At 40.1% G+C, this 13,414-nt stretch carries 13 protein-coding genes and 7 tRNA genes; 13 read left to right on the top strand and 7 right to left on the bottom strand.

What is annotated here, in order from left to right; translation table 11 throughout:
• Positions 1-243 precede the first annotated feature (243 nt).
• The 4 genes from BO225_RS10270 to BO225_RS10255 all read left to right on the top strand — a co-directional run bounded on the left by BO225_RS10270 (position 244) and on the right by BO225_RS10255 (position 5,244).
• A complete protein-coding gene (locus BO225_RS10270) occupies positions 244-534 on the top strand; it encodes a hypothetical protein (RefSeq protein ID WP_076342128.1) in 291 nt (96 codons plus the stop codon).
• Between the two features lie 450 nt (positions 535-984).
• On the top strand, positions 985-1,884 hold the full coding sequence (licT, locus tag BO225_RS10265) for a BglG family transcription antiterminator LicT (protein WP_076342127.1): 900 nt from the start codon (positions 985-987) through the stop codon (positions 1,882-1,884).
• A gap of 73 nt (positions 1,885-1,957) precedes the next feature.
• Complete coding sequence (locus tag BO225_RS10260) at positions 1,958-3,778, top strand: glucose PTS transporter subunit IIA (protein WP_076342126.1); 1,821 nt, start codon at positions 1,958-1,960, stop codon at positions 3,776-3,778.
• The gene (locus BO225_RS10255) at positions 3,775-5,244 is read left to right on the top strand and encodes a glycoside hydrolase family 1 protein (RefSeq protein ID WP_076342125.1); all 1,470 of its coding nucleotides are present in this window, start codon (positions 3,775-3,777) and stop codon (positions 5,242-5,244) included. The genes BO225_RS10260 and BO225_RS10255 overlap by 4 nt, the downstream gene beginning before the upstream one ends.
• Positions 5,245-5,494: 250 nt before the next feature.
• Here the strand turns inward: BO225_RS10255 and BO225_RS10250 are convergent, their stop codons facing one another.
• Entirely contained in the window at positions 5,495-6,601 is a 1,107-nt protein-coding gene (locus BO225_RS10250; protein ID WP_076342124.1) for a DUF2974 domain-containing protein, read from the bottom strand.
• A 97-nt stretch (positions 6,602-6,698) separates the two neighbouring features.
• Here BO225_RS10250 and BO225_RS12165 point away from each other — a divergent pair, with 97 nt between their 5' ends.
• Positions 6,699-6,968, top strand: a complete 270-nt coding sequence (locus BO225_RS12165) for a hypothetical protein (RefSeq protein WP_143356821.1) — start codon at positions 6,699-6,701, stop codon at positions 6,966-6,968.
• 72 nt (positions 6,969-7,040) lie between these two features.
• Here the strand turns inward: BO225_RS12165 and BO225_RS12900 are convergent, their stop codons facing one another.
• The 6 genes from BO225_RS12900 to ispD form a co-directional block, all read right to left on the bottom strand.
• Positions 7,041-7,172, bottom strand: coding sequence for a hypothetical protein (locus BO225_RS12900; RefSeq protein ID WP_269843905.1), 132 nt, complete (start codon positions 7,170-7,172; stop codon positions 7,041-7,043).
• A 10-nt stretch (positions 7,173-7,182) separates the two neighbouring features.
• Entirely contained in the window at positions 7,183-7,512 is a 330-nt protein-coding gene (locus BO225_RS10245; RefSeq protein ID WP_076342123.1) for a hypothetical protein, read from the bottom strand.
• A 260-nt stretch (positions 7,513-7,772) separates the two neighbouring features.
• Complete coding sequence (locus BO225_RS10240; protein WP_076342122.1) at positions 7,773-7,991, bottom strand: hypothetical protein; 219 nt, start codon at positions 7,989-7,991, stop codon at positions 7,773-7,775.
• A 146-nt stretch (positions 7,992-8,137) separates the two neighbouring features.
• Positions 8,138-10,438, bottom strand: coding sequence for an HAD-IC family P-type ATPase (locus BO225_RS10235; protein WP_076342121.1), 2,301 nt, complete (start codon positions 10,436-10,438; stop codon positions 8,138-8,140).
• 93 nt (positions 10,439-10,531) lie between these two features.
• The gene (locus BO225_RS10230) at positions 10,532-11,005 is read right to left on the bottom strand and encodes a hypothetical protein (protein ID WP_076342120.1); all 474 of its coding nucleotides are present in this window, start codon (positions 11,003-11,005) and stop codon (positions 10,532-10,534) included.
• Between the two features lie 12 nt (positions 11,006-11,017).
• Positions 11,018-11,665, bottom strand: a complete 648-nt coding sequence (gene ispD / locus BO225_RS10225; protein ID WP_076342119.1) for a 2-C-methyl-D-erythritol 4-phosphate cytidylyltransferase — start codon at positions 11,663-11,665, stop codon at positions 11,018-11,020.
• Positions 11,666-11,720: 55 nt separating this feature from the next.
• On the opposite strand from ispD, the gene BO225_RS10220 reads away from it, so the two are divergent.
• The 8 genes from BO225_RS10220 (at position 11,721) to BO225_RS10185 (ending at position 13,024) form a co-directional block, all read left to right on the top strand.
• Positions 11,721-12,263, top strand: a complete 543-nt coding sequence (locus BO225_RS10220; protein WP_076342118.1) for a GNAT family N-acetyltransferase — start codon at positions 11,721-11,723, stop codon at positions 12,261-12,263.
• A gap of 93 nt (positions 12,264-12,356) precedes the next feature.
• A tRNA-Arg gene (locus BO225_RS10215) sits at positions 12,357-12,433 on the top strand.
• 25 nt (positions 12,434-12,458) lie between these two features.
• Positions 12,459-12,535: transfer RNA gene (locus BO225_RS10210), tRNA-Pro, on the top strand.
• A 6-nt stretch (positions 12,536-12,541) separates the two neighbouring features.
• Positions 12,542-12,618: transfer RNA gene (locus tag BO225_RS10205), tRNA-Met, on the top strand.
• A gap of 12 nt (positions 12,619-12,630) precedes the next feature.
• Positions 12,631-12,707 (top strand) — tRNA-Ile (locus BO225_RS10200).
• Between the two features lie 45 nt (positions 12,708-12,752).
• Positions 12,753-12,843: transfer RNA gene (locus BO225_RS10195), tRNA-Ser, on the top strand.
• A gap of 24 nt (positions 12,844-12,867) precedes the next feature.
• Positions 12,868-12,944 (top strand) — tRNA-Met (locus BO225_RS10190).
• A 4-nt stretch (positions 12,945-12,948) separates the two neighbouring features.
• Positions 12,949-13,024 (top strand) — tRNA-Phe (locus tag BO225_RS10185).
• The last annotated feature ends 390 nt before the right edge of the window (positions 13,025-13,414 follow it).

The raw sequence follows: 13,414 nt of genomic DNA, 5'->3' as shown, positions 1-13,414 counted from the left end.
AAATATATGCTTCCGATCAACAATTTCGTTCTGAAGAAGAAGCAAATTAAAACGATCTTGGAGAAAAATCTCTAAGATCGTTTTTTGAGTACTATAATTTCCTTTTAACTTGTAAAGTCAGGTTTTATAGGCGCAACCGGAAAGTTCGATGTCTTTCTTGGTCGCTTTATAAATAATATTGGAAAACGTTTACATTTTTCCGAATTGTATGATATTGTAAAAATATATTATAGGAGTTATACAATGGAATTATGGGAAGAGAGATTGATTGAGGAGATGCATCTTTTGGTAGATCATCTCGCAAGTACTCTTGATTCAAGAAACAAGGAAAGCATGAGCGAAGCGCTCAGCGATCTTGTGATCCTTGGAGAAACAACTTCTTATTTATCGGGTCATCAAAGGGATGACGAGGAAATAGGAATGAGCAACAAGATCCAGACGACGATTTTGGATCTGATCGATTTATGGGAGAAAGAAAGAGGAACATCGTTCAACGATTGGGTGAATGAACAACATTCAATACAGCTGCATTAGAAAAAGAAGGCGAAATCAAGCGCCTTCTTTTTTTGGATGATTATGTAAATTTTTGATGCTCAATGTGGCCATTTCTTTCAATGTATTTTTTAAGAAGTGCTTCGTGTCCTCGTCTAGGTCGGAAGCGGCTTGAAAGAAAGCGGGCAGATTTTTAGGGATCTGGTTTCTAAATTCTCTGGAAGTGTTCGAGTGAGATTGTTACCTAGTTTAATGCCTGATATCCTTGCTTAGTTAAGCTCTAGGTCGAATGAGTCCTGGAGCTGTCTTTTTTTCGGCGGATGACGATATCGGAAAAGAAGAGGAAAAGAATGATGATTATATAACAATATTCGCAATGTTTAGAGCAATAAAGGTAATTATCAAAATATTTTACAAATGCTAAAATATCCGCATGCTGTGTGGTAGCGGTTACATTTTGACAGGGGCATATGGCTGGAAGGGAGATTAACGATGAACAATTTAAACATAGATTTAAAAAATTCAGCATTACAGCCGCAAAATGAAGTATTCAGGATAAAGAAAATATTTAATAATAATGTAGCTGTTATAAAAAAGAATGGAAAAGAACAAGTAGTCTGTGGAAAAGGAATTGCTTTTTCTAAAAAAGTCGGGGATCCTTTGGATATGAGCAGAGTGACTCAAATATTTGTTCTCAAAGAGGCCAGGGATAATATTCGATTTCAGGAAATAATTCAAAATATACCTTTAGAATATATAGAAGTGACAAACGAGATCATTGAGATGATCAAGCTGGAGTTAGGGAAAAAAATAAACGATATCATTTATGTTTCTCTTTCCGATCATATTCATGCAGCAATCAAAAGAGCGGAAGAAGGGATCTATCTTCCCAATACCATGAACTGGGAAATAGCCCATTATTATGAAAATGAATATGCTCTTGCCCTTAAGGCTCTTGAAATAATTCGGAAAAAGACTGGAGTTGAATTAAAAAATGATGAAGCAAGTTTTATTGCCCTTCATATCATAAATTCAGAAACCGAGAATTCTTCTCTAGAGGAAACTACGAAAGTTACCCGAATTATCAGAGAAGTTCTTAAAATAGTTCGTTATCATTTGCAAAAAGATATTTCGAATGATTCAGTTCACTTTTATCGTTTTATTACACATATTAAATTTTTTGCACATAGACTTGTATATGAGAAAGCATATCGGAACGATAATAATGAACTGTTGGAAATTATAAAAAATAAGTATCAAAATTCTTATAATTGTGTGGAAGCTATTTCTAAAATGATTTATCAAAAATACAATTATCAGATTTTGCAGGAAGAGAAGCTATATTTAACGATCCATGTGCATCGTCTAGCACATAACAACGGTAATAACTGAGAAATCAGTCATTATATTGGATGGTAACATTAAGTTGGCCAAACCTTCTATGTACTATTAGGAGGAAAAATTTATGAACAAGTACAGTGAATTAGCTACTGCCGTCATCAACAATGTTGGTGGCAAGGAGAATGTCAAATCTTTAAGACATTGCATTACGCGATTAAGATTTGTGTTGAAAGATGAATCGATTGCGAACGATGAAATCATCAAAAGTATGAAAGGGACGATCGGACTAGTCAAAGCAGCTGGAGAATATATGGTTGTGATCGGCGAACACGTTCCTGAAGTATACAAGGAAGTATGCACACAATTAGGCTTACCTACGAGTAATGTAAAAGCCGAGGTATCAAAAGAAAAGAAGTCTTTTCTCGATAAAGCGCTAGGAGTCATTCGTTCTGGATTGGGTCCTACACTGAATATCATGTGCGCATCTGGTGTGTTGAAAGGAATCTTAGTCATTCTTCAAATGTGCGGTGTACCAGCTGAAAGTGGTATTTGTATGTTGGCGAATGCAGCAGGGGACGCGTTCTTCTACTGTCTGCCGGTTATTATGGGATATAATGTCGCGAAACATTTGGAAATCGATCCGTTTTACGGCTTGATCCTTGGTGCATCCATGATTTATCCGAGCATTCAAAATGTAGATGTGTCTTTGCTTGGATTCACTGTAAACACTTCTTATACATCGTCTTTTCTGCCCGTATTGTTCGGCTTGCTGATTTCGGCACCAATTTATAAATTTCTGCAAAAGAAACTGCCAAGCGTTGTCAAAGGGTTCATGACGCCGCTCATTACATTGTCGATCGCTTTTCCGCTTACTTTCGTAGTGATCGGACCGATCGCGGAAGTATTGTCCAACGGCATGAATATTGCGATCAATTTTATCTTTGAATTATCTCCGCTGGTGGGCTGCACGATCCTGGGCGGTATCTGGCAGATACTGGTCATGTTCGGTATTCACAGCTTGATCGTAATGTTTGCGTTTTATGCGGTTATGGCAGGAAATCCAAGCCTGATGCTGGCGTCAACATGGACCGTATGTTTTGGAATCGTAGGAATCTTATTGGCGACTTTTGCGAAATCGAGAGATCAGCAAGTGAAAAGCGCAGCGCTGCCTGCAGCAGTTTCTGCTGTATTCGGAGTAACAGAACCTGGGATGTATGGGATTGTAGTGCCACGTAAAGTATTATTAGGAATTAGTTGTATTGCAGGCGCTTGTGCGGGATTAGTAGTAGGTGTATTTAATATGAAAATTTACTCCTATGCTGGTATGGGCGTGATCGGATTGTTATCGTTCTTGAATCCGGAAAATCCGCAATTCTTCCCGATTGTATTAGCTGTTCTAGTTCCTTTGTTCGTTGGATTTGGCTTGACTACAATTCTTTATAAAGATGAAAAAAGCACAGTAAAAGAACAGCTTGATGAAATGCATATTGTGCAAATGCCAGTGAACGGACTTGTAAAAAATATCACGGAATCTTCTGATGAAGCATTTTCATCGGAAGCTTTAGGAAAAGGAATCGTTATTTTTCCAGAGAATGGTGAAGTGGCTGCACCTGTTTCAGGTATGGTGAAGACATTGTTTCCTACAAAGCATGCCATTGGAATAGTAGCCGATGATGGAACAGAAGTATTGCTGCATATAGGCGTTAATACAGTAAACCTGCAAGGAAAATATTTTACAACTCATATTAAACAAGGAGACAGAGTGGAAGCGGGCGATCCGCTAGTATCATTTGATAAACAAGCTATTGAAAAAGAAGGATACTCTACAGAAGTTCTTGTAACGATTACAAATGGTTCCGATTATCGTGATATCATTCATCTCCATAAAGGTGCATTGATTACAGGGCAACCAGTATTAAGAATTAAGAGGAGTGGTGTAAGATGAATTTTCCAAAAGATTTTTACTGGGGAGGCGCAACAGCAGCTAATCAATATGAGGGCGGATGGAATCTGGATGGTCGCGGACCTGCATTAACAGATTTTACGACTGGCGGATCAGCACAAACAAATAGATATTTGACGTATTTTGATAAAAATGGAGATCCAAAAAAAGTAAGAACGTCAATTGTTTCTTCCGACATTCCGATGGATGTTACTTTCGCAGTGTTTGAAGATGAACACTATCCAAATCATATGGGGGTCGACTTCTATCATCGATATAAAGAAGATATTGCGCTATTTAAAGAAATGGGTATGAATATGTTCAGAATGTCGATATCGTGGTCGCGAATCTATCCATTAGGTATAGAAGAAGCTCCTAATGAAGAAGGGCTTGCATTTTATAGAAACGTATTTGAAGAATTGAAGAGAAATGGGATCGAACCGCTTGTCACGATTTCTCACTATGACGATCCAGCCTATATCGCTACTAAAATTGGCTGGGAAGATCCAAAAACTATTGATCTGTATTTCAAATTTGCAAAGACTGTGATGGATGAGTATTGTGATCTTGTTAAATACTGGTTGACATTTAACGAGATCAATTCAATGCTGATGTTATCAGCATTTGTTCCGAATTATCCGGAAGAAAAAACAAGACTTTCATATATTCAGCTACATAATAAATTTGTTGCTAGTGCGAAAACTGTAAAATATGCTCATGAGACCTATCCAGAGTTCGTGATGGGATGTATGATTGCCGGTCTGGTAAACTATCCACTGACTTGTGATCCGAAAGATATTCTGGCTGCTCAGGAAAAGATGCAGAACTATTTCTGGTACTGCGGAGACGTGCAATCTCGTGGAAAGTACCCAAGTTGTTCTAAAAAGATTTGGGCACAATATGGATTGGATCCGGAGTTCTTCAATAAAGATGCGCAATTGCTAAAAGAAGGAAAAGTAGATGTTTTTACTTTTTCCTACTATAATACAACATGTGTTACAACACATAAAGATGTAGCGAAAGATGGTGCCGGCAATTTATCAATGGGTGCAAAAAATCCATATATTCATTATTCTGACTGGGGCTGGGGCGTTGATGCCGACGGATTAAGATATATTCTCAATGAAATCGAAGATCGGTATTCGCTTCCAATCATGATTGTCGAAAATGGACTCGGCGCCTATGATGTACTTGAAGATGAGCAAGTGCATGACCCGTACCGTATCGAGTATTTTAAATGTCATATCAAAGCAATGGATGATGCGATCCAAGACGGAGTGAATCTGATAGGGTACACACCGTGGGGAATTGTAGATCTAGTTTCTGCTTCTACAGGGGAAATGGCAAAACGATATGGGGTAATTTATGTTGACCTTGATGATGAAGGGAAAGGGACACTTAAACGTTATAAAAAAGATTCTTTCGATTATTACGCAAACGTGATTCGTACAAATGGAAAAGAATATTAATTGAAATAAGGATAAGTGAAAATAATCCGGCAATTTTACAAGGCAATGCATAAACCAATGTCATTAAGTTAGATTATCATCTAACTTAATGCATGATATCCTTGTTTAGTTAAGCTTCAGGCTATATGTGGTCTGGAGCTTTCTTTTTTTTCGACTCTTGTTGCATAAAACTCACTGCAATAAGGTTTGTCATAACGGTGGTCTAGTTTGATTGGAATCAGACCTTTTTGATCTTATCTTCCAAATTAGATCAAGCGCCTTCTTTTTTTGGATGATTATGTAAATTTTTGATGCTCAATGTGGCCATTTCTTTCAATGTATTCTTTAAGAAGTGCTTCGTGTCCTCGTCTAGGTCGGAAGCGGCTTGAAAGAAAGCGGGCAGATTTTTAGGGATCTGGTTTCTAAATTCTCTGGAAGTGATCGCTTTGTCGCTGGCTAGGATCTTGCTGAGCGCTAAGATAAATCGTTCTCTTTCTTCGGGTGTGATTTCGTTGAGCCACGCGTTGATCGTTCGATTCATATATTTGGCTCCTGGGGTCAAGTGAGAGATCGTCGCAAAATCATATCCTTCCACTTCCCACGAATAAGGATCGTGCTGCCAAACGCTAAAGCGAAAGCTTTTTACGATTTTAAAGTCTTCCTGTTGTTCAAGAAGCATGCCGATCAAGGAAGATTGAGGGAGCGTCTTATGAACTTTGGCTTGGATATGTTTAAAGCTTGAAGATTCAAGGACCGCTTGTGGAAATCCAGGACCATCTAAAGAGTCGATCTGAACGATGCGTTCTTGGATCGAGGATGGAACATGCATGCTGGCGTAAACGGCTAAATTTCCGCCTTTGGAATGGCCGCCTACATAGAGCTGTCCTGAAACGTACGAAGCGGCTTCTTGCAAGTAGCGGGCGGATTCTTCTTGGCTTGCGATCGGATATTGAAAGGCCATATTGAAGTCTTCTTTCCAGCCGATCACGGTCGCGTCGGTTCCTCGATAGGCGACATAAGCCATGTTTTTATTGAGTTGAAAGGTGATGGCGGAAAACTGCATCGAGCTTTTCATGTCGTTTTGATGGGTATAGCCTTTGATCAAAATATCGCGATATCGTGGACTCGCACACATCACGCATAAAAGATCTTTCGAGTGGGGCGCCGAATAGACGGTATGAAACATCGAGGAGAAGTCTTCCGCGCGCAATACCTCTTTAAAAGGAACGCCATCCCAGCCTTCTAAGGCCGGCAGAGAGCTTGAGGGCATTCTTACATAAGCCATGCACGATAAAATCAAAGAATCGACTTGATTAAAAGGAAGTTGATCAAAGGTTTGCAATACATTTTGCGCATAATCTACAATGGTCCAATTCATAGTTATAAAATACTTGTTTTTATCGCAAATAGAAAGAAGATTGACTTTTCTGACTAAAAGTTTTATATTTTCTTAACGATTTAGGAAGAGGCTGTCGATGAAACGGATTAGTTCGTGTATCTTGCGTCAATGGATGCATTCATGGAATCATAAATACTCATTCCCTTATATAAAGAAACATATGACTTCGCCTTTTCATGCGAGCATGACTGTTTGGCAAGTAGGAACCTTGTTTTCAAGGAATTTGTGGTGGTACTTACCGGTCGTGTTGTTTTATCGATACTTGACGGGTTTGTTTATCTCACCTGTGTTCAAGGAAGGAATGAAAAACGCGAAAGGATACGTTCTTCGTAGTAGAAAAAGATAGACTTCCTTTCGCTTGAAACGCGCAAATTTATTGATTTGATCCATCTATGTAATTCTGTTTGTTGTTTTGTGTTCATTCTGCGAGCAGCGTATATTGTTGGATAATCATGACATCGTCCATCGTACAAGTTCGTTCAATGATCAAAATATTTCCTCGATGTTCTTCAACTTGCAAATTCTCGTATTGTGCAGTTGTTTTTTTCATTAGGCTCATATCAAATAAAGCGATAAGTGGAATCGTCGGGAGGTTCAAACCGTAATGAATTGTTTGAATCGACATTTAATGAGGAATCTGTAGATTGCTCATTGCTTTTGATAAGATCTTTCAGCTCTTCAAATGTTTGATAAGAGATAAGGTCCGTGTCGCTGTCATTTTTACGTGGAATATGGGTATAAACGCTGTCAAGTCGAATCAATTTTTCATGGATATATACGTCTAAGTTGATTAAATTGATCGGATGTTCATCTTTTCTCAAAAAGAAAAAGTAAAGAAATAAGAAAGAACAAAATACGATCAAAGCAATCAAGATTTTTTTCTTAATCATTTTCTACCTACAATATGGAAGAAAACGTTCTGCTGTTTTGGTTGCTATTCGACTTTTGGTATATTTATAATCAATATTTACTAATAATTTTGAATCACGAGTTTGATCAACGTTGATCGTACCTTCTATTCCACCGGTTTTCTTCATAGTATTTTTGGCCTTTCTATTTGATTTGTAGCGAATATGGTGATGATATGAATCCGAAGATATTATTTATGATTGTTATTTGTGAGTCCGATAAGTAAGGCGCTAATAAACTTCTATAATTTCTTTTTTATAGTATCTTTTCCTTTCTTTATTTCCTTTATGATAGAATTTATAGTAAAGGAAAGGAATAGGAATTTTTCGAAATTTTGAATTTTATAAACAATAGCGATTGGTTCTTCAAGAGCTTTATCAAAAGTCGGATCTTTCCAAGTTGATAAACGAGATCCGGTCTCAACTTTCTTCTTTTCAAATGGTAGAATTAAAAATTCCATTTTATTCTTTGCTCATTGATCATTATCGATCTAAAAATGAGTGGGAACAGACAATAAAGTATCAAGATCTTTTGATCAAGTACTTAAAATTAAATTTCAACAACCATTAAATGTTCGAAAAACTCGAATGAAACGATAAAAGCCGCCTAGCGCGGCTTTTTCATTTCACGTTTTTTCTTTCTCGCGTTGTTCCATTCTTGGATCCATACATAAAAGATCCATAAAAAGAAGGGGATACAGGCAGTCTCGGCTAAAGTCAAGATGAATAGAGGTGTTGTTAAATTTGTTAAAAAGAACACTTTTTTTAAGAAAAGAACACAGATCGTAAAGATCGAACTCATGACGATCACCAAGATGAATCGCAGCGGCGTCAAAGGAATGCACGTTTTGTATAAGACACAAAGCGAGCATACGCCGGCTAAAAGGGTGCATACCGTTGAAAATTGAGCTTGATTCATGGGAATTAAGTGTTGGACGATATAGGTCGTAATGACGCAAAGCGAGACGCATAAAGCGCCTGGAACGGCTTTTGAAAATACAGTCCGTAAAAAGTTTCCGGTCACTCGATGATAATCTGGTTCAAGAGTCAAGACAAAGCTTGGGAAACCAATTGCCAAGGAAGAGATCAAGGTCAGCTGAATGGGCTGAAATGGATACTCTTGCAAGACAAAGATCGTCAAAATCGAAAGGATGAATGAAAAGATCGTCTTGACTAAAAAGAGCGAGGCGGTGCGTTGAATATTGTTGATGACGCAGCGTCCTTGATCTAAGATCGAAGGCAGCGCTTCGAATTGATCGTTCAAAAGGATCAAGGAAGCAATGCTGCGGGCGGCTTGAGAGCCTGAACCCATGGCGATCGAGCAATCGGCTTCTTTGAGAGCCATCACATCGTTGACGCCATCTCCACTCATCGCGACTGTGTTGCCAGCTTTCTTGAGGGCAAGGATCATGGCCTTTTTTTGTTCTGGTTTGACGCGTCCAAAAATTGAATTGTGCATGACGACTTCGGGCAGTTCTTCTGCGCTGACTTTGGACATGTCGATCCCTTTTCCAGGAACGCCAGCCTGATTGGCCAAGGCGGCGACGGTGACAGGATCGTCTCCAGAAATGATCTTGACTTGAACGTCTTGTTTTTGAAAAAACTGAAAGACTTGGCGGATATCTTTACGAAGCCGGTCTTGGATGTTGATCAAGGCGAGCACTTCGATCTGGTCGTCTTCTTTTTTAGCAAGCGCAAGGACACGCTTACCTTGCTTAGCGCTTTCTTGGATCTTGGCGACAATGTTTGGATCGGGATGATCGGTCATGAATGTATAAGCGCCACATACAAAGGTTCCTGAAGCGAATTGAACTTGTGCACATTTATTGGCGCTTGTAAAAGGTTTTGCAGAGAGCGCCTTTTCGTTAGGTTGTAGATCGGCCCATTCACGCAAGGCTTGGGCGGTCGAATTATCGTCGCTTAGCGCCGCATACATATTGGCGATGATTTGTTTTGGATCGCAAGGAGCGATTTGTTCGGCATCGAGAACGCTCATTTTTCCTTGTGTGATCGTTCCTGTTTTATCGAGACATAAAATGTTGACGCGAGCCAAAGTCTCTGTGCAATACAATTCTTGGACAAGGACATTTTGTTTAGCTAATTTCATGCTGGAAATCGCTAGAGCGATGCTTGTCAAGATGACAAGTCCTTCTGGGATCATTCCGATCAAAGCGGCTACAGTGGAAAGGATCGTTTCTTGAAGGGTTTGGGCGGAAAGGAAATATTGTTTTACAAACAATAAGATCCCGACGGGAATGATCGAGAAAGTGCAGATCCGAATGATCGTTTGGATCGCATCCCTGAGTTGGGAAGGGTAGCGCTTGTTGCGTTTGGCTTCTTTTAAGATCGAATGAATGTACGTATCTTCACCCACTTGTTCGACTTGCATCATCGCTTTTCCTGAGATGACAAAGCTTCCCGACAAGACGCGATTTCCGACTTCTTTTTCGATCGAATCGCTTTCTCCTGTAAGCATTGCTTCGGAACATTCGATGCTTCCTTCTACGATTTGGCCATCGCATGGGATCTGATCGCCTGCGCGAAGGATCAAAAGGTCGCCTTGAACGATTTGGGTGATGGGGATCGTTTCTTCTTTTCCGTTCCGTAAGACGAGTTCTTGTTCTTGGTGGATCAAGGCAAGATGATCGAGAACTTTTTTTGAGCGGATCTCTTGGACGATTCCGATCACCATATTCGAAAGAACGACCCCCATGAACAACATGTTGCGGTAGGAGCCAGTCCAGAATACGAGAGCGGCTAAAATAAAATTGACGATATTGAAGAACGTAAAAGTATGTTGTAGGAAGATCGAGCGATACGATTTAGATAGATTGTCGTGAACGATGTTTTTTTTGGCTGTTTTTATTTCTTCGCTAGTCAAACCGGTTTTAAGATTTGTTTTTTTCATGGCTCTATTTTAGCAGATGAAGGGACGATTCATTATTAGGGATGAAATAAAAAAAACTAAACAAAAAATAAAGAAAAAGAATGAATTCGGCATTCATTCTAAAAAGACCAGCGGCGTGTCTCCAAAATGACAAACGGCTTGGGTATAATTTTCGATTTGCGCGTTTTGCTCGATCGCGTATTGAAGACAAAACATGAGTAGGCGGGTGTCGAATCCTTGCAAGGAAGCGTGACAATAAATGGCAGGATATTCTTGCAGCTTTTTCAATACGCGCTGTTTATCTTCCAGCTTGCACATCCGGTTTAGATCGAGTACGAGGACACTATCTTCGCAAACAGCTTTGAGGCCATTGACCATAGAAACGTAGGGATGCTTTGACATTTGCACGAGCATCGTTTTTTGATGTGGATGAAGCGAGAGCTTCAGGAGCCAATCTTCTTGGCAGCATATGACGATCTGCGCGCAATTTGGATCTTTCTCAAATAAAGGAAGCGCTTCTTCTAAGCGGGAATAGGAATGTTCTTGGACGGGCTCGAAAATAAGAGCCGAATACGTGAGTGAATCCATCAAATGTTCTCCTTACTCGTTTAATAAATCATTGGGCAGCGTGATCTTGATATTTTCTTCATCACCTAACAGGACGCGGATCGGACATTTTCCATACCACTCGACAAGCTGAGCGTCATCAGTGCCGACCCTTTGGTCGGCCATCGCTTTTTTATGGCATTGCAGGATGAGAGATGTTTTAAAGCATTGGGGAGTCTGAGCGCGATACATCGTTTCTCTAGGAGGAGTTTGGGCGACATAATCACCCTCGACCATCTTGATCGTATCGACACAAGGAACCATCAATAGGCAGGCGTCCTCTTGCTTTAGCGCGCTTTTGAGCTGCTCGATCGAGTATTCTTTTAAATATGGACGGGCGGCATCGTGTATAAAGACGTAATCGCAGAGAACAGCGCCTAGACCGTTATAAACAGATCGTTGTCTTGTATCTCCGCCGATGACAAAGGTGATCCTAGGATCCGCGTACAAGCTCTTTATATAGTCGATTTCATGTTCTGCGCAAACTAAAACGACTTGTTTACAATCGGGATCGTTCAAAAAGACATCCAGACTTGTGTCGAGCACGGTTTTTTGACTGTCCAGATGATAAAAGATCTTATTATAATCGAGATGGGTGCGGCTTCCTTTGCCGGCCGCTAATAAAATTGTTGAGTACTCCATAAAAAAATTATAGCAGTGTGTGTTAGAATCGACAAGGAAAGGCGAGGTGAATTGTATGGCTAAGATCCAATATCGCGCGATCATTCCTGAAGAGATAGAATATGTCCGAGAGCTGTATGAAACATCGTTTCCTGATTCGGAAAAGAAACCATTTGATGCGATTGTTCGGATCGATCGAGAAGATAAAGGAAACATGTACACGATCCTTAAAGGAGAGGAAGCTGTCGGTTTGTTGTTTACATTGGAAAACGATGAACTCACGTTGATCGATTATTTTGCGATCGATCCCAATGCCCAAAATGGACAAGTAGGCTCTAAAGTGCTTCGCACTTTTTTTGAAGAAGAAGAAAAGCCGATCGTTTTGGAAATCGAGAATCCAGAAAAGGCAGAAGATGCAGAAGAAGAGTTCATTCGCAAAAAACGGGAAGCCTTTTATCTTCGCAATGGTTTAAAGATCATGCCTTATCGAGTTGATTTGTTTGGAGTGGAGATGAAGATCTTGACGTATGGAGAAACGATCAGCTTTGAACAATACTTGAAAGTGCTACAAGACACTTTGTTTGAAGGCGTAGAAAAGTACGTAAAAGAGGTGAAATAAAAAAATTGAAAAAAAATTTAATTTTTTTTGTTTTAGGGGTTGCATTCGATAGGGTTCAATGATAATATAAGTGAGCACTTGATAAAGTGATATGCGCCCATAGCTCAATTGGACAGAGCGTTTGACTACGGATCAAAAGGTTGCGGGTTCGACTCCTACTGGGCGCGCCATTTATTTTATTTAAATTTTATATGTCGGGACGTAGCACAGCTTGGTAGTGCACTTGATTTGGGATCAAGGGGTCGCAGGTTCAAATCCTGTCGTCCCGACCACTCTTTGGCTGGGTAGCTTAGTTGGCTAGAGCATCCGGTTCATACCCGGAAGGTCGTGAGTTCGAGTCTCACTCCAGCCACCAACGAGTTTTTAAGGACCCTTAGCTCAGTTGGTCAGAGCATCCGGCTCATAACCGGCGGGTCGTAGGTTCGAGTCCTACAGGGTCCACCAATATATATCGATTCAAATCGATCGTAGTAATACTCACTACTTCTTGGAGAAGTACCCAAGTGGCTGAAGGGTCCGGTCTTGAAAACCGGTAGGTCGTGTGAGCGGCGCCTGGGTTCGAATCCCAGCTTCTCCGCCATTATTTTCTATATTTTATTCATATCGCGGGATAGAGCAGTCTGGTAGCTCGTCGGGCTCATAACCCGGAGGTCGTTGGTTCAAATCCTTCTCCCGCAACCATTGTGGTCTCATAGCTCAGTTGGTAGAGCAAAGGACTGAAAATCCTTGTGTCGTTGGTTCGATTCCGACTGAGACCACCATTTAAAAAATAACCCGACAGGATAACCCGTCGGGTCTTTTTTGCTTACCGATCCTTTTAAAGTAAGTGGAAAATAGAGTAGCGGATTTACGACCGCCTGTCGAACGACTATAGTAGAATCGTTCAAGAACAGGAGGTCGTTTTAAAATGCATGAAAAGAATGAAAAAAATATTAAACAGAACAGCTTCGCTGAGGTGCGCTTGCCGTGAAAGACAATAACCCGATCCAATCGAATAAAATTGTTAAAAATCGTAAGCGGGAATTAAAACAGCGGGTAGCAGCCTGATGAAAGTTAAAGTAGAGTAACCACAGGAGGTGGCTACCCTATGGAAACGAATACCACTGCTCATAATGAAGATCTTGTATTTACCGAGATTCCTTTTCCAAAAA

It is taken from the genome of Dubosiella newyorkensis, assembly GCF_001945605.1.
Lineage (GTDB): Bacteria > Bacillota_I > Bacilli_A > Erysipelotrichales > Erysipelotrichaceae > Dubosiella > Dubosiella newyorkensis.
Note: the sequence above shows the minus strand (reverse complement) of the source record. Positions and strands in the feature narration are given on the sequence as shown.